The organism is Sphingomonas sp. S6 (genome assembly GCF_043498045.1).
In the GTDB taxonomy this organism is placed as follows: Bacteria; Pseudomonadota; Alphaproteobacteria; order Sphingomonadales; family Sphingomonadaceae; genus Sphingomonas.
The window spans coordinates 60,690-83,503 of sequence record NZ_JBIEOE010000010.1 but is presented as its reverse complement, the minus strand read 5'-3'; the positions used below and the strand labels follow the sequence as shown (position 1 = coordinate 83,503).

Genomic DNA, 22,814 nt, shown 5'->3' with positions numbered 1-22,814 from the left:
CCGGGGTGGGGCCTCGGCCCCACCCCGGCATACACCGTCATCTACACCGGGAAATTACACCACGACCGCGGACGCTACCGGTCCATGGTGGTCCACAGAGCATCTAGAGCACGGATTTGCAGCGTTTCTTCTGGCGCTGCTCTGCACTTCCTCCTTGCGCGCCCGTTATGCGCAATGCACACTCCCTTCCGGGGTAGAAGGGGGTCCGCATGGCGCGCGTACCGATCACGGTGTACCTGCAACCCGACCAGCTTGCCGGCATCGAGCGCCGCGCGGGCCAGGTCGGCAAGACGCGCAGCGCCTGGGTGGCGGACACGCTGGTGCGCTCACTCGAGGACGAGCTGCTGCCGCTCGACGAGATCCTGCTCGACCAGCTCACCAAGGTTCGTGCCGGCCTGGAAGTCGTCGCGGAAGTGCAGGTCGGGCGTGGCCCGGAGAGCAAGAAGGGGCTGGCTGAGATGCGGCAGCGCCGGACCGACCTGGCAACCCGGATGCTGGCCGAAGCGCGCGGGATGCTGCGGCGATGACCGATGCCGGCCGCAGGCGGATCGACGTCTCCAGTGAGGTCCACAGCCGCCTGGATGCCGAATCCAAACGGCGCAATATTCCCATCCGTGATCTCGTCGAACAGGCGGTCACCACCATGTTCGACAGGGAGGCACAAGCAGCCCTGTCGGTGCGTCAGCAACGTGAGCGCCGCCATGCCGATCGCATGGAGGAACAGACCGCTCAAATCGGCGAGATCACGCGCCGCGTCTCGGCCCTGATCGCCCAGCAAACGAAGGATCTGCCCGGCGCGTTGAACGCAGGCTTCGACGCGATCAAGACGACCATCAAGGAGACCGGCGGGACCGGACATCTCCGCGACATGATCGCCAAGTTCCAGGCCGAATTTACGACCATCTTCAAGGAAGCGCAGAGCGCTCTGGCCGCCTCGGTTCTCAATGTCACCAAAGCCGCCGAGGAGCAGGCGAAGAGCCTCGGGAAGCAGCTCGATCGCATCGAGAAGCGTCAGTCGGGTACGCGTACAAAGCTTGGCGCAGGTGCCGCCCTTGGCATCGCCGGACTTGTTCTGATCTGCCTACTTTTCGCGAATACGGCGCCGACGCGCTGGCTTTCCATCCGCCTTCTGGGTGAGAGTGACTCGGCATCTGCGGCATGGAGCCTGGCAGGCGATGGGCGCACGAAAGGCGAGCTGATGGCGGAGACCAAAGGCCTTCTCGGCGATGATACATACCGGGTCCGGTACGCCGAATGCGTGGACCACGCGAAGCGCATGAAGAAGCCGTTTCCGTGCCGGCTCACCTTTCCGCCTCTGCTCGGCACGACGCCGTGACCGTCCGGCCCAACTCGATCGCCGGCGGCGGTGATGCCGCCGGCTATTATGCGGCCGACAACTACTACACCGGGGAGCAGGAAGGGCCCTCCGAGTGGGGCGGGGGGGGGGCCGAGGAACTCGGTCTGTCCGGCACCGTGAATGCCGGAAAATTCGCCGAGGTGCTGGACGGCAAACTGCCCAACGGGGCCGTTATTGCGAGAGGGGGCAATGGCGAGCGGGCGCCGGGGTTCGAGCTGACGTTCAGCGCGCCGAAGTCGGTATCGCTGGTCGCCATGATCGGCCGCGATGAGCGGGTCATGCCAGCGTTTGCGGAAGCGATCCGGAGCACCATGGCGTGGGCCGAGGAGCGGTTCGGGGAGGTGCGGTGGGGCAAGGCCGGCGCGGTGATCGAACCCGGTCGCTTGGTGTACGCGATCTTCTACCATGACCTTAGCCGGAAGCTCGACCCGCAGGCCCACGCTCATGTCGTCGTGGCGAATGCCGCACAGCGGGGTGACGGTCGCTGGGTCGCCCTCCACAATCCGGCGCTGTGGAAGCATTCGAGCACGATCGGCGCCGCCTTCCATGCCGACTTCCGTGCCCGGTTGGAGCAGCTCGGCTATCGGATCGAGATCACCGGCAAGCACGGTCAGTTCGAGATCAGCGGTATCCCGCGTGCCGCCATCGATGCGTTCAGCGCACGGCGCGAACAGATCCTTAGCCGGGCGGCTGAGCTTGGGGCTTCCGGCCCGAAGGCGATGGAGACGATCGCGGTCAGTACTCGCGACGCCAAACAGGCGGGCGATGCCACGGTTGCCCGCGTCATGTGGGCCGAGAAGGCCGAGGTCCATGGTGCTGCCATCTCCGCCGTCGTGAACGCCGCGCGCGGAATCGAGCGGCCGCGGTCCGTACTCGATGCCGTGCGTGCCTGGGGGGCCGCCTTGCTTGAGCGGATCACGAATGCCTTCGGACCACGACCCGAGCCGCTGCTTCACGGCACGGATGCGGTGCGCCGGAGCGCCGAGCTGGCGAGCGGCTATGCGGTCGCGGCCGGTGTTCGGCACCTCGGCGAACGCGAAGCGAGCTTCACCTACGCGAACCTGCTGAAAAGCAGCCTCGATATGGCGGAGAAGGGCGCGACGGTGCGCGGTATCGAGGAGCGCATCGAGCGGCTGCGCGAGGCAGGTGTGCTCATCGCCGGTCCGCGCGGCAGCCTGCACGCAGACCGGCTCACGACCCGCGATATGCTGGCGACGGAAAAGGCGCTGGTTGCGGCCGCGCATGGCGGGGTGGGGCAGGGGACACCCATCCTCGAGGCCGCTTCGGTCGACACCGCACTCGACCGCGCGGCCAGTCGGCGCGAGGTCACGCTGTCCGGCGAACAGCGTGTCGCGGTACACGCCATGCTGTCCGGCACCAACCGCATCCAGGTCGTCCAAGGCGATGCCGGTACCGGCAAGTCGTTCCTCTTCGAACTCGTACGGGAGGTTGGCGCGGAAGTAGGGGCGGGGATGCTGGTGCTGGTCCCGCAGAACAAGTTGATGGATGACCTGACCGGACGGGGGCTGGAGGTGCGCTCGCTCGCATCCGTGCTGAAGGAGCATGCTAGCCGGGTCGGCCCGGCCAAGCCGAACGAGCAGCTGTCGGCGCTGATGAAGGGCAAGGTCGTGGTGCTGGAGGAGGCCTCGATGGTGTCCTCGCGTCAGCTTGCCGGGTTGTTCGAGGTCGCCTGGAACGGCGAGGCCGCCAAGCTGGTGCTGGTCGGTGACGTGAAGCAGATACCCGCCGTAGAGGCCGGGCGGCCGTTCGCGCTGCTGCAGGAGGCGGAGGCTCCGACGGTGCGGCTGACCGAGAACCGGCGCCAACAGACCGATGTGCTCCGTGAGGCCGCCTCCCTGGCACGCGAGGGCAGGGTCGCTGCTGCTTTCGAACGGCTCGGGAACAAGGTCCAGGAGAACGCTCATCCCGCAGGAGCGGCCGTTGTAGAATATCTGCAGCTTTCGCCCGAAGAACGCGACCGCACCGCCTTGCTCACTTCGGGGCACGTGCTGCGCGAAGCCGTGCTGGAGACGGTTCGGGCCGAGCTGCTGGCTAGAGGAAAGCTGGGCGCGGACGCCCTGAGCCTGCGCAGCTGGGACACGCTGAACCTGACCCGCGAGGAGCTGCGCCAGATCCGGCATTGGGCGGAGGGGATGCGGCTCGACATCTACCGCCACCAGTCAGGGCTTGTGCCGGGATCCTACGAGGTTGGCTTGATCGATCGGGCGAGCGGCATGCTCGAGCTCGCCCGTGACGGTCAAACCAGGCTCTTCGATCCCAAAAGCCTCCGATCGGGAGGGGAGGGGGCCGCGCTCTCCGTTCCCGGAGAGATCGAAGTTCGCGAAGGTGACCGCTTGGTCTTCACGGCCAGCGACCTGAAGCGCGGGATGGCGAACGGTGCTGCGATGACGCTCACCGCGATCGATGGCGACACGCTCCACCTGTCCGGCCGTGACCGGGATCATGTGATCGGGCCCGACGATCCGATGCGCGAGCGGCTTGGCCATGGCGCTGTCATCAACATGCACCGTGCGCAAGGGATGACGGTCGATCGCGCGATCACGGTGATGGACAGCCGCGACAGGCTGCTGAACAGCGAGAGCCTCTACTACGTGCTCCAGACCCGCGCGCGCGAGGACGTGTCGCTGCACACCGACGACAAGAAAGCGCTCGCCAACGCGATCGAGTCACATCGCGGTGACGTTCCGCACGCGAGCGATGTGGCACCCGAGCTCTCGTTGTCCGGTAGGGAGCGATTCGATCCGGCCACGGGCGAGCTGCCCCGACTAGACGATCCTGGCGCGAGCGATCGCCGCCAACTGGAGGCGATGAGTGCCGCCCTCCGATCCATCGGCAGCGAGCCTGCCAAGCCGGTGGCGGAGGCTGTTCGGCAGGCGCCGGTTTCGGTCAGAGAGCTGGTGAAGGAGCCGGAGATCGAGATCGACCACGATTACGACTTCGACATGTGAGACATCGCGTTGCGATTACGGGTGGGCGGATCAGCTTCGTTCCTGCTCATATGATCTGGGTTTGCCGGCCGTCGAAGCGGACATCGTAGAGGCCAAGGATGGCGGAGATCGGACGACCTTAGCGAGGCAAGCAGGTAAACCAGATGCTGCAGGACATGGCCAACGAACCGGACTTCGGGGTGGTCGCCGACCGGGGCGAGGGCATCGGCGCCGTGCAGCCCATGAAAATGGGGGAGGGCGGGCCGCGGTACCGCGACGCCGTCGACCTCGCGATCGAGCTGACCGCCAAGTCTGCCGCCTTCCGCAGCAGTCTGCCGCCCGCACTCCGGGCTGGGCTCGCCGGTCTCGTCCGAACGGTGACCTGCTACTACAGCAACCTGATCGAGGGGCATGATACCCACCCCGTCGACATCGAGTGGGCGCTGAAGAACGACTTCAGCGCTGACCCGGCCAAGCGGGACCTGCAGCTCGAGGCGACCGCCCGTTTCGCGGTCCAGGGCTGGATCGACGGGGGAGGGCTGGCGGGCCGGGCGACGAGCGTGGAGGGCCTGCAAGAGGTTCACCGACGCTTCTGCGAGCATCTGCCCGAGTCGATGCTCTGGATTGAGCCGGTCGAGGGCGGCGAGCGCGTTCTGGTCGAGCCCGGTGCCCTGCGGACCCGCGATCTCCGGGTCGGGCAGCACATTGCGATCAGCCCCGGGGCGGTGCCGCGCTTTCTCGAGCACTTCGCCTGGGCGTATCAGAAGCGCGGCGCGACGGACGCCATCGTATCTCTCGCGGCCGCGCATCACCGGTTCGCCTGGATTCACCCTTTTCTCGACGGCAACGGGCGGGTCGCCCGCCTCATGTCGCACGCCATGCTGCTCGACGCGCTCGACACGGGCGGCGTGTGGTCCATCGCGCGGCCTCGGCCGCAACGTGCAGGCCTATAAGCGGCACCTTGCCGCCTGCGACCTACCCCGCCGCAACGACCTTGATGGGCGGGGCTCGCTAAGCGAGGAGGAGCTGGCGAGCTTCACGACCTTCTTCTTGAAGACCTGCATCGACCAAGTCGACTTCATGGCCGGCTTGGTCGAGCCCGACCAGCTGCGCAGTCGCATCCGGCGCTGGGCGGCCGAAGAGACGGACGGGGGAAGGCTGCCGGCCAAGGCCATCCAGGTAATTGACGCAGCGCTGTACCGAGGCGAGCTCCCGCGCGGCGAGGTAGAGAGTATCGTCGGCACTGGCGAACGCCAAGCGCGCCGGGTTACCTCCGCGCTGACGAGTCTCGGCGTGCTGACGGCCGACAGTTCCCGGGCGCCCCTGCAGATCGCCTTTCCTGCCACGCTGGCGGGGCGCTGGATGCCGGGACTGTTCCCAGAAGCGCGTAGCGGCTTGCGTCAGCCGCTGGAATCATCAGCGGTGCGACACGGGGCGGCCAATGGTAAGGTGTCGTGACCGCGATGATGCGGATCAACTCGACGGAGGCAACCTTCCCGTTCTTCAGCCGCAACGACTTCCAGGGTCAGCCCAGCAGCCGTGTTTACCGACCCTACAAGGCATTCGAGATCATCCTCGACCGTGTTCTCGGCGAACGGGTGAGAGCGGATGGCGCGTGCGCTGTCGACCTCTGGTGTGCGCTCGCCAACATTCGTTGGTCCGGTCCAGATGGCATGGACGTCTCCTACGGCTTCAGGCGGGCCGGCGAGGTGGTGTCCTGGGTGCGCGAGGAGGGAGACTATCTCACCTGGTATTGCAGCGGCGAGCCAGGGCACGTTGCCACTTGGATCGACAGAGCGCTCGCGGTAGCGGGATGGTCGTGGAGGCGGTTGGAACCGGACGCCGCGGACACCGGCGAGAGGGCCGACGACAGTTAGCGCTTGGCGTAGAGTTCGGGCTGCCGCTCCACGACAGAACGGCGGACCGCGCGCAGCCGAATGGCTTCCGGTCGAGCGAAAACGGGTACTGATTGCGTGTAGGCCGATCAGGAGTGTGGACGCCCACAAGTAGATAGTTTGGAAATGCCAATCGTGACACTTTGCCCAGCGGCAAAGTGTCGCAGCCGACAGAAACGCCGCCGGCCGAACCGGAAGGGATTCACACGATTCCCGTTTCGTGCTTCTCCTGTTCCCATGATTCAAGGTGACTTGTTCTCCGCATCCCCGGTGGCCCCGCCGAGGATTTCGTCCCAGACGCCCTTAGCCGAGGGTCTGCCGTCGATCATCGATGTTATCGCGCAGGTGTCGACCCGGCCGCGCTACGCCTTCATGGTCTTGAACCTGATCGCGCGCGCGGCAGGGCAGGGGGGCAAGGCAGGACCCTACGTCCTCCGGCAGGGGCAGGCCGTTCGGCTGCGCGACTGGTTGTGCGACTCCCTCGCTCCCATGGCAGCCCGCGATCATAAGCGGGCAGCGCTGGCCGAGCAGGTGAGGGTGGAACTGGCAGGGCAGGAGCAGCTGCCAGGAGACCCTGACGCAGCGTCACGACTAGTGGAGCAAGTGGTGCTGGAGCGGGTGCGCCGCTCCGGCCGGTGTAATGTCAGCCGGGCGGTGTCCGAGCTGGTCCGGGCAGGGCTGGTCCGGCGCCACTATGAGGGCTGGCGAGTAGATCACCACAATCGAGGCGCCCGGCGCGAGGCGGTGTACACGTTATTGCCCGATACGATGCGCGCACTAGGCAAGGCGTAGAGCTAAATCCGCGCTGGTCATGACAACCCTCAGTCTGCTGGATCAGGGTCGCATGGCAATTTGACGCTCTTGAGCTTGCCCGTGAGCTAGGCTTACTGTCGCGAGACCCGCCGGCATGAATTGCTTGCCAGTCCAGAAGCCGCTCGAGTGTACGCTCTCGGCGGCTCCTGCTTATGATTTAAGAAGCGCTGTGATCTCAGCCATCCAGCGCGGCGAGATCAGGCTGTTACGGATCAGCTCGGTGGCGCTGGACGGGATCAGCGGGGGAGTCGTGCGCGATCCGAGAAACAGGGCGGTGCTTGACCTTGGTGACGAGCGGTCTGACCGTCGGCGAAGTCAGCCTGCCGATCACCTAAGCAAGTCCAAGCGAGGTGCTCCGACCCTTTGCCGATGCAATCAGCTTCGACGCCGCGACGGGAACGATCGCGCTAGTCGGGCCGGTGCCATGGACGCCGCTTGCGCGGCGAGACGGGGAGGCGCATATTACTGTCATGGCGACCCGGTCCGATACGATAACCACCAAGGGGAGCAAGCCAGGCGTGCTCGGGCGCAGCGCAGCGACGGGCCGTTACGTTCTGGCGCCGGTGGCAACCAAGAAGGCGACCGTCTCCGACCAGCGTATCGCCGCGGCAGTGAAGAGCGTTCTGGCCAAGAAGAAGTAGTTTGCCGGTCGTTCAGACGTCGACGGATGACGTCTTCATCAATTGCCCCTTCGACGATGCGTTCGCGCCGACGTTCCGCGCACTGATCTTCGCCATTCTCGTCTGCGGCTTTCGCACGCGCTCGGCGCGCGAACTGGATGACGGTGGCCAGACTCGGATTGACAAGATCTTCGCTCTGATCGAGCAGTGCCGCTACGGCATTCATGACCTGTCACGCACCGAGCTGGACGCGGTCAACAACCTGCCGCGCTTCAACATGCCGCTCGAACTCGGGCTGTTCCTTGGCGCCAAGCGCTACGGTGGCCAACATCAGAAGGTCAAGCGTATCCTGATCCTCGACGTGGAGCAGTTCCGCTACCAGCGTTTCATCTCCGATCTGGCTGGCATGGACATCCACGAGCATGGGGGCGACCCGACTCGAGCACTTCGCGAGGCGCGTGATTGGCTCGCCAACGTGTCGCGTCGCGAGCTGCCGAGCGCCGACCGCGTGCAGCGCGTCTATAAGGCGTTTCTGGCCGACTTGCCCGATCTGGCGGCCGTGCTAGAGTTTCACCCAGATCGGATCCCGTATGTCGATTTCGAGCGGGTCGTCGGGCGATGGCTGATCGAAGCGCCGGCCGCGATTGGGGCAGCTTGAGGCGCCGCTGAGCCGTTACGCTCGCAATCCGATAACATAGATTATGTTAAATTCGCGTGTTGTGCGGTGTGAGAGGGAGGATCCGGCGAGGAAATCCGCTGGTCGTCGGCTGAACCTCAGCCGCGTTGACGGACGCACAGACCAGTTCCTGCACGAGATTTAAGAGACGCGACAGCGCAGCACTTATGAGCGCCTCCTCGTCGCGGCACACCCGTCGGCTGCGTAAGGCGGGAACCACGTTGAAACGGAACGGTTTCCTTTTGTTGCGCTTCTCCTCTATCCCGCAGGTGCGACAATGCGGCCTGATCAAGAGAATGTCAGAGAACATGAACCGGCACAATCCGGCACTCGCCGGGCGAGTGTTCCGGGAACTCTTCTCGAAAGCTATGGCCTCTGCTCGCGCGGAGAATGCCGGCAGGGAGCGAAGCAGGCGATTTAATTGAGACCTGAGCGCGGAACGAAGCTCGGGGCTACAAGCGGGGCCACAGAGCAGATCGAATGGAAGAGGATCGTCGTGGATAAAGAGGCAGCGGAGCGAACGGCGGCCGTTCTTGCTCGGAGAGCGCTGAGCTTGTTGGACGGCGTTGACGCCGGCGGCAGCCTCTTTGCTTGTCGTCTCTCCGAGGCGCTGGATGTCGCCGTACCGAATGCGACCGACATGGCACCGCGGTCCTCAATGATGGAGCTGGTCTCTCCCGGCCCGCACGCGGCTACGCCGCTCGCCACCTTTGGCTTGGCTGATGGCCAAGTCGTTGCGATCAATCCCGCTACCGTGTCGCACCTGTGCAGCGACGATTTCGCGACGACAATTCGCTTCCTTGATGGCTCGCAGGTGCAGCTCAAGGTTCCGTACGAAAAGGTCGTGATGGGGCTCGGTCTGCCCTCCAAAAGTCAGCCGCCAGCAAATGGCTTCATGCCAGTCAATGGCGCTCGCCATGTTCTTCGAAACCTGCTCACCATCGTCTCAGCGACGACCAATCAGGTGTTGGACGGCGACGAGCCTCTTCTTGAGAAGGGCCGAGAGCTGTCAGCCCGGGTGGCGATGCTCAGCAGGATCAGCGACTTGATCGTGCAACCCGAGGCCCACGTCACCGATCTTCAGACACTGGTCGAGCTGGCGCTTGCCGAAGGGGGTCGTAGTCGCGTTCGCATCGTCGGCTCACCTGTTCCGGTAGGACCGAGCACGGCGGCGGCCCTTGCGCTCGCTGTTCACGAGCTGGAGGTGCATTCGCTGCGCTACGGCGCCTTAAGTGAAAAAGACGGATACGTGTCATTACGTTGGGAGGTCAACGTCACGGACCAGCCGCACATCTGGCTTCAATGGGCAGAACGTGACGGTCCGCAAGTAAGGACGCCGCTTTGCACATGGAGTGAACGCTTGCTTGAGGTCGCCACCCCAAAGCGGCTAGGCGGTGTTGGAGGCGTCGATGACCTCCCAACCGGGCTGATCTGGTCGCTTCATGCACCCGTCGCTGCGCTTCAGGCCTGAACTGCTTTAGTGACGGTCGCCCGGTTCGCTGAGGTTCTGTTCGACAAGCGCCTCGACCGCAGCACTGCTGATCCGCTCGGCCGTACGCAACGCTGCTTTTGGCGTCATCACGACGTCGACGGCATCCGGGCCTTTAACTGCGACCAGGCCGTGGTTCGCCTCCGCTTCCGAAGGGGCGTCGTGTACCTCTTTCATAGTTCTGCTCCTCTCAAGTGGGAACGCAAGAGCTCTTGCCAAGGTTTCCACGATCACGTTGGCGACGATTGCTCAGGTGGGCGCGCGGTTCCTAACTCATTCCGACGCCGGTGCCTTCCCCAGGCGATCATCCGCGATCGACAAAGGGTATAGTCCATACTCCCGCCTCGTGTTCCGACGGAACTTCAATCGCCTTCAAGGTTAATGAACAAGCCGCTCTTCGTTCGAGCCGGCCGCAGGATGAGGATGAGGCTCCATGGAAAAAGACAATCTGCAGAAGCTCGTAGTTCAGGGACTGGCTGCGATGAAGGCCGGCAGTGATGTGGCTGCAAAGGCAACCGACGAGGTCAATAATGATGCCCGCCACCCGGCCCTGAAAGCGGCGCTCGAGGAAGGAAACCGGGCATCCCGGCAGTGGGCCGATAAGATCGAGCGTGCTGTCCAGCAGACGGGGTCGGGTGAGCAGCAGGACAACCCCGTGCTCGAAGCCCATTACGAAGTAAGTCGCAGGATCCGCCAACAGGCTGCGGACGACACCTCACGGGACCTCGGCATTATTGCAAGCGGACAGTTGGCGCTGCACTACTGGGTCGCATCCTTCGGCACGATGGCGAGCTATTGCGGACACCTTGGGATGGAGGACGTGGCGCGTGACATGAAGGCGTGCGCGGACGAGGCAAAAGAGGCGGACGCCAAGCACACCGAACTCGCCGAACAGCTGCTAAGCGGGAACTGAGCGACAAGCGTTTCGAACGGCCTCAGAACTCGTCCGGGATCGAACGGTTTCAGCAAGGCGAAGGAGCAGTGGGTGATTGTGCCCCTGCCCTTTCGCCTGGAACGCAATGATCATGGATACGGCTGGTAAGCGCCTCGAAGCCAGGACTGCGCGCTAGGTTGTACCACACGAACTGCACAGGCCGAGGGCGCGCCGCCAGTCGGCCGGCTCGTGTGGCATGTCGGTATCAGGACGGCCGAGTCCCGGTCGGAACAAGAAGTGAGCGGCGCCGCTGAGTTCGCCACAATCGCTGATTTGCACAATGGGAAGCGGGCCCAGACTTGGCACACTCGCCCGAAGACGAGAGGATCAACAATGACGGTAAAACAACGAACGCTGGGCGGTGAGTTGCGCGTGTCGGGGCTGGGACTGGGATGCATGGGTATGTCCGAGTTCTACGGACAGGCCGACGACGCCGAGGCGGTAGCAACGATTCACCGGGCAATCGAACTCGGCGTGACCTTTCTCGACACGGCCGATATGTATGGCGTCGGCCGTAACGAGGAGCTGGTCGGGCGCGCGATCCGCGATCGTCGTGACAAGGTCGTGCTTGCGACCAAGTTCGGCAATGTCCGGGACGAGGACGGGAGCTTCAGGGGCGTGTGCGGGCGACCCGATTATGTCCGAGCGGCCTGCGAAGCGAGCCTGCGCCGGCTAGGAATAGAGGTGATCGATCTCTTTTATCAGCACCGTGTGGACCCCGACACGCCGATAGAGGACACGGTGGGTGCGATGGCCGATCTGGTCCGCGAGGGCAAGGTGCGCCACCTCGGCCTTTCGGAAGCGGCGCCCGCAACAATCAGGCGCGCGCACGCCGTTCATCCGATCGCGGCGCTCCAGACCGAATATTCGCTTTGGAGCCGTGACCCGGAGGGCGAGATCCTGGAAACCATTCGGGAGCTGGGGATCGGCTTCGTGCCGTACAGCCCGCTTGGCCGAGGCTTCCTGACGGGCGCAATCCGGCGGGTGGAGGACCTCGCACCCGATGATTATCGCCGGCACAGTCCGCGATTCCAGGGCGACAATCTCCAGCGTAACCTGGAGCTTGTCGCCGCGGTCGAGGCGCTTGCGCGGGAAAAGGGCTGTACGCCGTCCCAGCTCGCGCTCGCCTGGGTGCTGGCACAAGGCGAGGACATTGTTCCGATCCCGGGCACCAAGCGCCGCCGCTATCTGGAGGAGAATGTCGCCGCGCTCGACGTCATGCTGAGCCGGGAAGAACTGGAACGTCTTGATTACGCGGCGCCAAGGGGGGCTGCCGCGGGCGAGCGTTACGCGGCACCTCAGATGCAGGCGCTAAACAGGTGAGCGCGCCCGAGGAGCACGGGCTCGCCGGCCAAGTCGCGATCGTCACGGGCGGCGGTCGCGGGCTGGGCCGCGCCATGACGCTGGGGCTAGCGCAGGCCGGCGTGCGGGTGATCGCCACCGCTGCACGCGAGCTTGCCGAAGTCGAGGCGGTCGCAAAGGAGGCAGAGCGTGAATGCGGCGACGATCGGGTGCGGCCGCTGCTCGCCGACGTGACCCGGGCGGCGGATTGTGCCGCGGCGGTGCGCGAAGCGGTCGCGCGGTTCGGCCGGCTCGACATCCTCGTCAACAACGCCGGGCGCGGCATGAAGTATGTAAGCGATACCTTCCTGACCGAACCGACCCGATTCTGGGAGGTCGCCCCCGACACCTGGCGCCTGGTGATCGACACCAACGTCAACGGACCGTTCCTGATGGCGCGCGCGGCTGTCCCGGCGATGCTGGAGAGAGGCAGCGGGAGGATCGTCAACGTCTCGATGAACCGCGAGACGATGCGGCGCAGAGGCTTCTCGCCCTATGGCCCGTCCAAAGCGGCGCTGGATTCAGAAACCGCGATCTGGGCGCAGGACCTTGCTGATAGCGGCATCACGGTGAACGCGCTGCTGCCAGGGGGCGCAACGCTGACCGGCATGATCCCCGAAGGGCTGCCGGACAGTGCCCGCGCCGGGCTGCTGTCGCCCGAGATCGTGGTCCCGCCGCTGCTCTGGCTCTGCTCCGACGCTGCCGCGACGGTGACGGGCAAACGGCTGGATGCCTGGCGGTGGACGGGGGCGCAGTCGGCGGGCGAGCCGGGGCATGACGCGATCGAGGATGCCGCCTGGCAGGACAGCCACGGGGCAGAACTCGCCTGACCAGCCGAGACCGCGTCCTTTCACGATCGCAGCGTCGTCCAGACGCGTAGTGCCCAGCGTGGCAGCGCCGAACGATCCGCAATCGTCCGATCGCCCCACCTTCCCCAAGCGACGCCCAGACGCGAACCAGCGCGTTCAGCTGCTGCTCCCGGACAGTGATGGCGTTGAGCTCGACCGCGAAGAGGTTTCTGTGGGCATCAAGCTCGTCGAGGTACGAGGCATAACTCCGCGGTAACGATCGCGAGCGAGATTCGACGGTCGCTGCAGGATCGACCGTCGAACCGAAACGTGGACGATCTGTTCCCGTAGCACCTGCTCGCTTGTAACCAGGGCGCAACGATCAGAGGTGAATGCTAACGAAAATACATGATCCAGGGAAAATCGCCTGTTTGGCAGCGATTAACGGGCAAACTCGCGAGACGACTCCATCGCGCCATCATTAACTCGTGGCGCCACGGGGGCTCATCGCGGGTCTGAAACGGAAGGGACACAAACGGGATCTGGTGGATCCTAAGAAAGTCATCCGACGGCGCAGCGAGCGGCCGCACGCTCCGCGCGCCACCTTCGCAGCAGTTCGATCTGCTTTGAGTGTTCATCATCAACGCGCGACGGCTCATACCGAGGGGACGAATCGACCGACAGGATCCGGGATGCTGTCCCCTTGGCTGGCACGACGTTCGCTTGATCCAGGAGTGCGCGCAGCATCTGCCGCCCTCTCACCACGCGGCTCTTGATCGTACCGACAGGAACCTGTTCGATCGTGGCTGTCTCTTCGTAGCTCAAACCCTCGATCCCGACAAATTGGATGCACCGCTGCTGCTCGGGTGTCAGGCGCGGCCACAGGCGGCGAACATCGCCCAATGTCACGACCGATTCTTGATTTGACGCCACCGGAACATCAATGAGTTCGGCGGTCTCGCCTGCCTGTCCCGCACCTTTACGACGAACCTGCGACAAAAAGGAGTTGCGAAGGATACGGAAGGTCCAAGCTTTCAAATTCGTGCCGGCCTCGAAGGACGCACGGCTGCGCCAGGCTTTCAGCACGGTATCCTGAACGAGATCCTGTGCAGCATCGGGATTTCTTGTTAGCGATCGCGCATAGCTCGCCAGCCTGGGCATCAAGTCGCTCAGTGCAGCACCGAAGTCAGACAACTCCTCAGCCGGTACATGCGCTTCGTGATCCGGTTGTTCCGACACGCAAAAGCCCTCGCTCGATCGAACCAGGGTGCGGTTTATACACCGCCTGGTTTACTTGTTCGGAAACGCCCCCTCTCGTGGGTTGTTCCACTTCTCAGCGAGGAGCCGGATACCCGAACAAGCGCGCGAAAGGGTAAGGGTGGAGAGTCGGGTGTGGGAAGGTCGGGCAGCAGGAAGTCAGCGCCTCTGCCTGCTCGAAAACCAAGCCCAGCCTGCAGGCAGCACCGCAGACGCCATCAACATCGCGCCGACAACATCATGGTCGCGCTGAAGGATCGCGCCCGCGACAAGCAGTCCGGTGGACAGAATGTTGGGATCGGCGCGCCGGGGCGATGCCGGAGTTGGGAAAACCGCGCCTCCCTGCAATTCGATCGGCAGCGCACCCGACCGCGCAACCCGCTCGGCGAAGGCCACCAGCTCGGGCGAGGCGGCGGCCAGACGGCCCAGGCTCGTCGCCAGCCGGCGTCCGCCACGCTTTAGGCCGGCTGGGCCGATCCGCTCCCGCAGCAGTTCGCGCGCGATCGGTGCCGCGCGCGCGGCAATGTCAAAGCCGGGATCAAGCCGTCGCACGAATCCTTCGGCGATCAGCAGGGTGCGCAGCAGCAGGGCGAGGTCGGGTGGCAGCGCCAGGCGGTAGGTGCGCAGCAGCGCGAACACGCGGCCGAAGATGTCGGCGAGCTCGATCTGCTGGAGTACCGCCCCGCGGAACTGGTCGATCAGCGCGTCGAGGTCGCGGGTCAGTGCCGGGCGATCGACGTCGGTCTCGCCCGACCATTGCAACAGTACGTCCGTCACCGATCGTGTGTCCTCACCCGCGATGGCAAGGACGAGCGTGACAACCTCGTTCCGCCGGGCGGGACTGAGCACGCCGACCGCCCCGAAGTCGATGAACGCCAACGACCCGTCGGCCAGAACAAACACGTTGCCGGGATGGGGGTCCGCGTGGAACCGGCCGTTGAAGATGATCATCCGCAGCACCGCATCGGCATATCTGCCGGCGACGTCGGCAGCGCCCTGACCCGCCCCGTCCTCACCCGCTCGGTCGAGGATCGCGCGGACCGGCACGCCGTCGAGCCGTTCCTGCACGTTGATCCGGCGACCAACCTGATCCCAGTAGAAGCCGGGCGTGCGAACGCCGAGCGGCTGCAGGAACACGCCGATGCTCTCGCAGGCTGCCGCTTCGGCGCTGAGGTCCATTTCCTGCGACAGGCTCTCAGCGAAGAACCGGAGCAGTTCGTCAGGCTTGAGGCGACGGATCTCCGGTGAGTGTCTCGCGGCGAGCCGCGCAATGCGGCGAAGCAGCCTCAGGTCGGCATCGACGCGTTCCGCGATCCCCGGTCGGCGTACCTTTACCACGACCTCGGTTCCGTCGCGCAGGATGGCGCCATGAACCTGCGCGATCGAGGCCGCGGCGATCGGTTCGCGGTCGAAGCTCGCGAACACGTCCGCGATCGGGGAGCCAAGCGCGGTCAGGATCGTCGGCTCCAGCGCCTCGAACGGCAGCGGGGTCACCCGGTCCTGCAGCGTCGACAACGCGCGCACCCATTCCGGCCCGAGCAGGTCTTCACGGGTCGCGAGCACCTGCCCCAGCTTGACCGCGACGGGTCCAAGGTCTCGCAGCAGCGCGACGACCCGCTCGGGGGTACCGACGTCCACCGGCTGCTCCGAACGACCGGGCAGCAGGCCCAGGCGCGAGGCGAGCCCGTTGAAGCCATGGCGCCCCATGATCTGGAGGAGCTCGGCCAGGCGCGCGCGCTCACCGATCTGAGGTTCGTCGTCGGTGGTGGGCATCAGGCGCTGCAACCATCCGCCTCGCGCGGACGGCAGCCATCGAGGAACAGGTCGATACCGCGAGAGATACGATCACGTGCGGCATCGTCGTACGCGGGAGGAGACAGCCCGAGCGCTGCGCGGCGCATGGGTGCGACCACTACGAGGGTGACGAACTGCTCGGCGGCAAACACCGGGTCTGCCAGCGATAGCTCACCCTTTGCATCGGCATGGGCGAGGATCGAGGCCACCCACTGCACGGCCCGCTGGTAGCCGAAGTCGTGGATGTTTGCCGCAAGCGCTGGAAAGCGCACGGCCTGCGCGATGACGACGCGTTCCATGGAGGTGATCCGCGGCGTCAGCAGCCACTCAAGCAGACGATCGGCGATTACGCGAAGCCGCGATCGGATGTCGGGTTCGTCGCTGCCGGAAGGTTCGAGCGCGCGCAGCTGCGTATCGATCTCGTCGAGGATCACCGCCTCGAACACGCGGGCCTTGCTGCCGAAGCGCGCGTACAGGGTTCGCTTGGAGATACGCGCCTGTTCGGCGATCATGTCGGCACTGGCGCCGTCAAACCCGTGTGCGAAGAACATCTCGCGGGCGCTCTTGAGGATATGCGAGGTCAGGCGAAGCGCATCCTCGGTCGTGGGTCTGCCCATCTTCCTGGGCCGACCTTTCTTTTCGTTGTCGCTCAATCTCGTTCTCCTGGATCGACGGTAGCCTGATCCGGACAGGTTGACGAGAAATCACGCCGAGAGGGTCGCTTGCTCGCCTGCCAGCTCGATCTCAGCCCAAGGCTGTGCTTTTGTATCGCCGTCGCTCAATCCTGTGACGTTGGCTTGTAGACGGGAAGAGACGCAGCACCCACGCCCAGTCCCTCCTGATTGATGCGAACGGCCGTATCCCTGACAGCACCGACCTTGTTCCTTGCTGAACGAATGGTCTCACGCAGTTGAGCCTGTTTGGCAGTCGTGCCGCGGATCGCGGGTCGAACCGCCTCAACGCGCGCCACAAATCGCTCGGCTCCGTCTCGAGCGTTCACCAACGTGCGGTTCGCTCTCGCGAGAACGGTCGCGCTGCGTTCGTCCACTGCCGCTCTCAGCTGTTGGGCGCTGTCGCGGGATCGCTGCAAGGCGTCGCCCACGGCAATCACGCGGCCGCGCGCACCGGTGAGAGCATCGGACGCTGCTCCGGCTTTGTCTGCCCAACCGGCGGAACTTTCCGCAAGCGCCGCCAGTCGATCGCTGGCCCGCTGCTGCTGAGCGGCGTCGAGGTTGCGAGAAACAGAATCCACGGTGCGGCTGATCTTTTCGACCAGTGCGACGGGGTCCCCTCCGCCGCCAAGGAGCCCGCCTTCCTTGGCGGGAATGACGGGAAGCTCGGTGTCGCTCGCCGCAACGATCGGGGGCGCACCAGATGTAGCGCCGTCGAGGCTGATGTTCGCGGTGCCGGCCAGTGCCGATCTTGCGATCGACGCTTTTACGCCTGCGACGATGGGGATCCGCGGGTCAAGGCTGACGGTGACGAGAACCGCTGACGGGTCATCCTTATCGAACCGTATCGATGTGACATGACCGGCCGGTACGCCCGAGAAGGTCACCGGCGACCCCTTCTCCAGGCCGGCAACGCTCCCGGTGAAGCGGATCATATAGGGATTGCCGTCTCCATCGCGTGCATCAAACAGCCACAGGGTGAAGATCAGGAGCGTGCCAAGCAGAAAGCCGGTCACTACGAGCACCAGGAATTTGTTCGACCGCGTTTCCATGCGAGACCATAACCATTAAGAAGCAGGACCATATATGTAAACCGTACCGTTTCCCAGGTGGCTGGAGCAAAGGCGGCCTTTTAAGCTGGCAAGGCCTGATCAGGACGAGGATGGAATCGTGGCTGGAGACTGGAGCCTGCAACCAGGCGACATACCGTGGGGCAACAGGCTTGGCCTGGAGCTGGTTTCGATCGGCGATGGCCTCAGCTCGCTACGTGTCGGTTGGCGTGAGGAGCTGGCGGACGACGACGAGACTTTAGCAACGGGCGTGTTGACGAGCCTTATCGATCAGGCCTGCGGCGTTGCTGTAATGTCCCGACTGGGAAGGCGATTGGCAATCTCGACTCTCAACCTGAAGGTGGACCATGTGCGGTCCCCCGAGGCGAGATGCTCCGCGACAGCGTGGGCGCATTGTTACGACGCCACCGAGCACCGTGCGTTCGTACGGACCGAAGTCTGGGATACCGATCCTTCTCACCTGATCGCGACTGCCCAAGGCGTCTTTTCGATCAATCGGGCTGTCGGGTCATGAGCGGCTTCGCGCAGCTGCTAGGCTCCACGATTTCGGAGAGCGGTGACGCCTTTGTTTTGACGCCAGTGGAATACATGATCGGCAACCCCCTCCTTCCCGCCTTGCATGGCGGAGCTGTGGCATCCTTTCTCGAAGTGGCAGCGAAGCGTGCCCTTGCACGCCAACTTCCGCATGGGCACGTCCCGAAGCTCATCAGCGTGAACCTCCAGTTCCTTGCCTCTGCTCGGCCCGATGCCCTTGTCACGACGCCTAAGGTCAGGCGTGTCGGGCGTCGGATCGCAGTCGTTCACGCCGAAGCATTCCGCCGCGGAGATCCCGCGGCTGTATGCTTCGCGCAGCTTGAGTTTGCTGTGCACGAGCCCATCAGAGTGGGTGGCAATGCCGACCGACACACACTATGATACGGCTTAGTTTACATACGATAGGGTTGCTGGGTGGCTGACGAGCAGGCTGAAGATCGAGGCGGCGACGCGCCGCATGACCACTCGGACGCAAATTCCCAGCAAAAAGCCGGGTCAGAGGACGGTTCCGAGGAGAAGAATGGCGAAAAGAAGCCCTCGCTTCTCGAGCGCTTTCCGATCATCCGCTACGTCCTCATCGCCGCGCTCGTTGCGGGCATCCTCGCGGCGGTCGTCTGGTACCTGAACTACCGCGCGAGCGGCCAATACCTGCAGTCGACCAACAACGCCTATGTGCGCGCGGACTTCGTGACCGTTTCACCGAAGGTGGGCGGCTATGTCGAGCGAGTGCTCGTCGCCGACAACCAGCCTGTCGGCCGCGGCCAGCTGCTTGCCGTCCTCGATCCTCGTGACTACCGCGCCAATGTCGAACAGGCGCAAGCTCAGATCGCCGCCGCCGGCGCCAACATTACGACTGCGCGCCGGACGCTTGACGAACAACAGGCCACTGTCGCTCAGGCCGCCGCCCAGGTTGCGAGCGCCGAGGCTGCCGCCGCAGCGGCAGAGAACGAGGTAAGACGCTACGAACCCCTTACTCGGACAGGAGCGGAATCGCGTGAGCGTCTGGCAAACCTTGTCCTTCAGCGTGATCGAACCGCCGCAGAGCTGCGCGCGCAGCGAGCCGCCTACCTCGCCGCCCGTCGTAGTGTCGCGACGCAAGCGGCTCGCATCGGCCAGGCGGAGGCGCAGCGTGGCACCGCGCAGGCGCAGCTTGCGCGCGCCTCGACGGACCTCGGTGCGGTCGAGATCCGCAGCAGCATCGACGGCATTGTCGCCGACAAGGCGGTCCGGGCCGGGCAATATGTCCAGCCGGCGACCCGGCTGATGTCGGTGGTGCCAGTCGATCAACTCTACATCGAAGCCAATTTCAAGGAGACCCAGGTCGCACTGATGCGCGTCGGGCAACCCGTGACCATCAAGGTGGATGCACTGGACGGCGCCGAACTGCGCGGCCGGGTTGCGAGCTTCTCGCCAGGCACGGGCGCGCAGTTCTCGCTCATCCCGCCCGAGAATGCGACCGGGAACTTTACCAAGATCGTTCAGCGAGTGCCCGTGCGGATCAGCATTGAAGCCGGGCCGGAGGCGCGCCGGGTGCTGCGTCCCGGCCTGTCGGTCGAGGTCACGGTCGACACGATCAGCGCAAAGGGAAGTCGTGACCGGATCGAGCAGGAAACCGAGCGGCTGAAGCGCGACGAGACGCAGGGCTCGCGCTGATGGCGTCCGAACGCGCCGGCCTGCGCGACTGGCTCGCCGTTGCGGCGGGCACGATCGGGTCGTTCATGGCGCTGCTCGACATCTCGATCGTCAATGCGGCCTTGCCCACCATTCAGGGCGAGATCGGCGCGAGCGGCACCGAGGGCACCTGGGTCGCGACCTCCTATCTCGTGGCAGAGATCGTCATGATACCGCTCAGCCCCTTTCTCGTGCGCCTGTTCGGCCTGCGCAACTTCCTTCTGGGGGCAGCGGTCAGCTTCACTGGCTTTTCCATCGTGTGCGGGATCTCGACGACGCTGCCGATGATGATCGCTGGCCGCGTGGGCCAAGGCTTCACCGGCGGTGCACTGATCCCGACCGCCATGACCATCATCGCGACACGGCTGCCGCCGTCGCAGCAGCCGATCGGCACCGCCGCGTTCGGCGGCACCGCAATCCTTGGTCCGGTGCTCGGGCCGATCATCGGCGGTTGGCTCACCGACAATTACAGCTGGCATTACGCCTTCTTTCTAAATGTGCCGGTCTGTGCAGGGCTTGTCCTCCTCCTGCTGTTCGGGCTCAAGCACGAGCATCTGCGGCTCGACCAGCTACGCCATGCCGACTGGTTCGGGATCGCGGGACTCGCGATCGGCCTGGGTGCGCTCACCGTCATGCTCGAGGAGGGGCAGCGCGAGATGTGGTTCGAGTCCGCCATGATCGTGAAACTCGCGATCGCCACGGTCTTCGGCTTCGCGCTCATCACGATCGGACAGGTCCGCTCCGCGCATCCCGTGCTCAAGTTGTCGCTGATCTTCAGCCGCTCCTTCGGTAGCGTATTCGTCCTCAGCCTCATCATCGGCGTCGTGCTCTACGGCGTGACCTTTCTCATCCCCCAGTTCCTCTCGTCGATGGCGGATTATAGCGCGCTGCAATCGGGCAAGGTGGTCTTCGTCTCCGGTATCCCCGCCCTGATGCTGATGCCGTTCCTGCCGCTAGCGTTCAAATATCTTGACGTTCGCCTGGCGGTTTTCGTCGGCATGACGCTGATCGGCGTCAGCTGCGCCATGGACTGGCACCTCACCGCGCAGTCGGCTGGGGGCGACCTGACGGGTTCACAGCTCGTCCGGGGCTTCGGGCAGATCTTCGCCATGATGTTCCTCAACCAGGCAGCGATCAGCGCTGTAGCACCCGAGGATGCTGGTGATGCGTCCGCGCTGTTCAATGCGGGGCGCAATCTCGGCGGATCGATCGGCCTTGCCATGATGGCGACCCTCCAGGACCGGCAGACCTTTCTCCACTTCAATCGGCTGGGCGAAACGGTGTCGGCCAATGCAGCGACCACGCAGGAATGGTTCGCGAAGGCTATGGCCATGCCGTCCGGCGAAGCCGGCGCCTATCGGCAGCTTGCGGGTCAACTCCTGGAGCAGTCCACCGTTATGGCCTATAATGACCTGTTCTTCGCGCTCGGCGTTGCGATCGCGGTCACGACGCCGCTGGCACTGTTCCTCCGCCCGATCTCCTCCGACACGCAGATGGCGATGCACTGATGAAGCGACTCAGCTGGGCCATTCTGCCCGCCCTCCTGACCGGATGCGTCGTCGGGCCCAACTATGGAGGGCCGCCGGGCGTCGCGAGTGGGGAGCGCTCCGGATCGACATTTCGCCGCGCAGATCAGGCAGTCACGTCACCGCAGCTCCCTATCGCACGCTGGTGGGAAGGCATGGGCGACCCGCAGCTCACGACCCTGGTCAACCGCGCGCTTGCCTCCAATCCGGACGTGGCGATCGCCGAGGCGCGCATCCGCAAGGCGCGCGCCAGCTTGCGCGAACAGCGCGCGAACCAGCTTCCCACCGTGTCGGCGTCAGGCACTGCGATCGTCGCCGATCTTCCCGCAGGCTCGCTCGCGCTGCCGACGCAAGGCGAGCAATCCGATCGTATCAGGGCCGAGTTCTATAATGCCGGCCTGGACGCATCGTGGGAGATCGATCTGTTCGGCGCGCGACGCCGCGCTGCCGAAGGTGCCGAGGCCCAGGCTCAGGCGGCCGAAGCCAATAAAGCTGATGCGCAGGTTCGTCTGTCGGCGGAGGTTGCCCAGAATTATGTGACTCTGCGCGAACTTCAGCAGCGCCTGATCCTGGCTCGCCGCTCCGCGCAGCTTCAACAGCGATCACTCGCCCTGCTTCAACAGCGCGAACAACGCGGTGCATCGTCGCGCGACGAGGTGGTTCGGCTGAAGACCGAGCTGACCCGCACGGAGGCCGGGCTGTTGCCGCTCGAGGGACAGATCGCGACCACGCTCGACCAGCTTGCCCTGCTCACCGGCGACGAGCCCGGAACACACGATGCCTTGCTGTCCACTCCTGCCCCGATCCCGATGATCCCAGGAACTGTCGCGATCGGCGACCCGGCCGCGATGCTGCGACGCCGGCCTGACATTCGCGCAGCCGAGCGGCAGCTGGCGGCATCGAACGCGCAGATCGGGGTCAACGTCGCCCGGCAGTTCCCATCGGTCAGCATTATGGGGATCATCGGGCTCGGTGGTCCCAATATCGCCGATGTGGTTGATCCTGACAGCGTCGCGGGCCTGCTCCTGCCGCGGATCAGCTGGAGCTTTCTCGACTTCGGCCGTAATCGTGCCCGGGTCGAGCAGGCGCGGGCTGACCGAGACGAGGCGGAAGCACAATACCGCAAGGCGGTTCTCGGCGCGCTGTCTGATGCTGAAACCAGCCTGACCCGCTTCGGCAATCAGCGCCGTAACCTGTTTTCGTCTGTCGCGAGCCGTAACGGTGCCAGACAGTCAGCGACCTATGCCGGGCAGCGATATGCACAGGGAGCGATACCGCTGACCACGTCCATCGATGCCGAACGCGCGGCGCTGGCTGCCGACCAGTCAGTGCTGGAAGCGACCGGCGAACTTGATCGTGCCTTTATCGCCCTCCAAAAGGCGATGGGACTTGGATGGAGCCAGCAGTGACAGTCTTGCAGCGATGCGAGG

Annotated in this window: 22 protein-coding genes; 17 read left to right on the top strand and 5 right to left on the bottom strand. The window is 64.7% G+C overall.

Annotation, left to right across the window (positions count from 1 at the left end; genetic code table 11):
* Positions 1-209: 209 nt before the first annotated feature.
* The 9 genes from ACGVWT_RS14580 (at position 210) to ACGVWT_RS14540 (ending at position 9,780) form a co-directional block, all read left to right on the top strand.
* The gene (locus ACGVWT_RS14580; protein WP_017980688.1) at positions 210-527 is read left to right on the top strand and encodes a hypothetical protein; all 318 of its coding nucleotides are present in this window, start codon (positions 210-212) and stop codon (positions 525-527) included.
* Positions 524-1,336, top strand: coding sequence for a hypothetical protein (locus ACGVWT_RS14575; RefSeq protein WP_241889897.1), 813 nt, complete (start codon positions 524-526; stop codon positions 1,334-1,336). The genes ACGVWT_RS14580 and ACGVWT_RS14575 overlap by 4 nt, the downstream gene beginning before the upstream one ends.
* Positions 1,333-4,326, top strand: a complete 2,994-nt coding sequence (mobF, locus tag ACGVWT_RS14570) for a MobF family relaxase (protein ID WP_394426974.1) — start codon at positions 1,333-1,335, stop codon at positions 4,324-4,326. The genes ACGVWT_RS14575 and mobF overlap by 4 nt, the downstream gene beginning before the upstream one ends.
* A 143-nt stretch (positions 4,327-4,469) precedes the next feature.
* Positions 4,470-5,258, top strand: coding sequence for a Fic family protein (locus tag ACGVWT_RS14565; protein ID WP_394426971.1), 789 nt, complete (start codon positions 4,470-4,472; stop codon positions 5,256-5,258).
* Positions 5,245-5,763 (top strand): hypothetical protein, encoded by a 519-nt coding sequence (locus ACGVWT_RS14560; RefSeq protein WP_394426967.1) that lies wholly within the window; start codon positions 5,245-5,247, stop codon positions 5,761-5,763. The genes ACGVWT_RS14565 and ACGVWT_RS14560 overlap by 14 nt, the downstream gene beginning before the upstream one ends.
* Entirely contained in the window at positions 5,760-6,182 is a 423-nt protein-coding gene (locus ACGVWT_RS14555; RefSeq protein ID WP_020486653.1) for a hypothetical protein, read from the top strand. The genes ACGVWT_RS14560 and ACGVWT_RS14555 overlap by 4 nt, the downstream gene beginning before the upstream one ends.
* A gap of 1,181 nt (positions 6,183-7,363) precedes the next feature.
* Entirely contained in the window at positions 7,364-7,654 is a 291-nt protein-coding gene (locus ACGVWT_RS14550) for a hypothetical protein (protein ID WP_394426964.1), read from the top strand.
* A 1-nt stretch (position 7,655) separates the two neighbouring features.
* Positions 7,656-8,291, top strand: a complete 636-nt coding sequence (locus tag ACGVWT_RS14545; RefSeq protein ID WP_241889891.1) for a nucleotide-binding protein — start codon at positions 7,656-7,658, stop codon at positions 8,289-8,291.
* A 514-nt stretch (positions 8,292-8,805) separates the two neighbouring features.
* The gene (locus tag ACGVWT_RS14540; RefSeq protein WP_125945982.1) at positions 8,806-9,780 is read left to right on the top strand and encodes a sensor histidine kinase; all 975 of its coding nucleotides are present in this window, start codon (positions 8,806-8,808) and stop codon (positions 9,778-9,780) included.
* Between the two features lie 6 nt (positions 9,781-9,786).
* Here ACGVWT_RS14540 and ACGVWT_RS14535 read toward each other — a convergent pair whose 3' ends face one another.
* Positions 9,787-9,975, bottom strand: a complete 189-nt coding sequence (locus ACGVWT_RS14535; protein WP_114688876.1) for a hypothetical protein — start codon at positions 9,973-9,975, stop codon at positions 9,787-9,789.
* A gap of 256 nt (positions 9,976-10,231) precedes the next feature.
* On the opposite strand from ACGVWT_RS14535, the gene ACGVWT_RS14530 reads away from it, so the two are divergent.
* The 3 genes from ACGVWT_RS14530 (at position 10,232) to ACGVWT_RS14520 (ending at position 12,903) form a co-directional block, all read left to right on the top strand.
* A complete protein-coding gene (locus ACGVWT_RS14530) occupies positions 10,232-10,711 on the top strand; it encodes a DUF892 family protein (RefSeq protein ID WP_114688875.1) in 480 nt (159 codons plus the stop codon).
* A gap of 354 nt (positions 10,712-11,065) precedes the next feature.
* Positions 11,066-12,055, top strand: coding sequence for an aldo/keto reductase (locus ACGVWT_RS14525; protein WP_114688874.1), 990 nt, complete (start codon positions 11,066-11,068; stop codon positions 12,053-12,055).
* Complete coding sequence (locus tag ACGVWT_RS14520; RefSeq protein WP_225883564.1) at positions 12,052-12,903, top strand: SDR family NAD(P)-dependent oxidoreductase; 852 nt, start codon at positions 12,052-12,054, stop codon at positions 12,901-12,903. Before ACGVWT_RS14525 ends, ACGVWT_RS14520 begins: the two co-directional genes overlap by 4 nt.
* A gap of 519 nt (positions 12,904-13,422) precedes the next feature.
* On the opposite strand, the gene ACGVWT_RS14515 is transcribed toward ACGVWT_RS14520, so the two are convergent.
* From ACGVWT_RS14515 to ACGVWT_RS14500, 4 genes are all read right to left on the bottom strand, one after another.
* Positions 13,423-14,100, bottom strand: coding sequence for a sigma-70 family RNA polymerase sigma factor (locus ACGVWT_RS14515; protein WP_225883563.1), 678 nt, complete (start codon positions 14,098-14,100; stop codon positions 13,423-13,425).
* A gap of 177 nt (positions 14,101-14,277) precedes the next feature.
* Complete coding sequence (locus ACGVWT_RS14510) at positions 14,278-15,891, bottom strand: AarF/ABC1/UbiB kinase family protein (protein ID WP_116462998.1); 1,614 nt, start codon at positions 15,889-15,891, stop codon at positions 14,278-14,280.
* Entirely contained in the window at positions 15,891-16,565 is a 675-nt protein-coding gene (locus tag ACGVWT_RS14505) for a TetR/AcrR family transcriptional regulator (protein ID WP_225883562.1), read from the bottom strand. The genes ACGVWT_RS14510 and ACGVWT_RS14505 overlap by 1 nt, the downstream gene beginning before the upstream one ends.
* A gap of 125 nt (positions 16,566-16,690) precedes the next feature.
* Positions 16,691-17,635: an MlaD family protein gene (locus ACGVWT_RS14500; protein WP_394426953.1), complete on the bottom strand. Its 945-nt coding sequence runs from the start codon at positions 17,633-17,635 to the stop codon at positions 16,691-16,693.
* A 118-nt stretch (positions 17,636-17,753) separates the two neighbouring features.
* Between ACGVWT_RS14500 and ACGVWT_RS14495 the strand changes: the two genes are divergently transcribed.
* From ACGVWT_RS14495 to ACGVWT_RS14475, 5 genes are read left to right on the top strand one after another with little or no spacing between them, the layout of a single operon-like run.
* The gene (locus ACGVWT_RS14495) at positions 17,754-18,167 is read left to right on the top strand and encodes a PaaI family thioesterase (RefSeq protein ID WP_165800952.1); all 414 of its coding nucleotides are present in this window, start codon (positions 17,754-17,756) and stop codon (positions 18,165-18,167) included.
* Complete coding sequence (locus ACGVWT_RS14490) at positions 18,164-18,568, top strand: PaaI family thioesterase (RefSeq protein WP_165800951.1); 405 nt, start codon at positions 18,164-18,166, stop codon at positions 18,566-18,568. The genes ACGVWT_RS14495 and ACGVWT_RS14490 overlap by 4 nt, the downstream gene beginning before the upstream one ends.
* A 33-nt stretch (positions 18,569-18,601) precedes the next feature.
* Positions 18,602-19,840 carry an HlyD family secretion protein gene (locus ACGVWT_RS14485; RefSeq protein ID WP_114688869.1) on the top strand — a complete coding sequence of 413 codons (1,239 nt, stop codon included), beginning with the start codon at positions 18,602-18,604 and terminating at the stop codon, positions 19,838-19,840.
* The gene (locus ACGVWT_RS14480; RefSeq protein WP_114688868.1) at positions 19,840-21,366 is read left to right on the top strand and encodes a DHA2 family efflux MFS transporter permease subunit; all 1,527 of its coding nucleotides are present in this window, start codon (positions 19,840-19,842) and stop codon (positions 21,364-21,366) included. Before ACGVWT_RS14485 ends, ACGVWT_RS14480 begins: the two co-directional genes overlap by 1 nt.
* Complete coding sequence (locus ACGVWT_RS14475) at positions 21,366-22,793, top strand: efflux transporter outer membrane subunit (RefSeq protein WP_083949046.1); 1,428 nt, start codon at positions 21,366-21,368, stop codon at positions 22,791-22,793. The genes ACGVWT_RS14480 and ACGVWT_RS14475 overlap by 1 nt, the downstream gene beginning before the upstream one ends.
* Positions 22,794-22,814 lie beyond the last annotated feature (21 nt).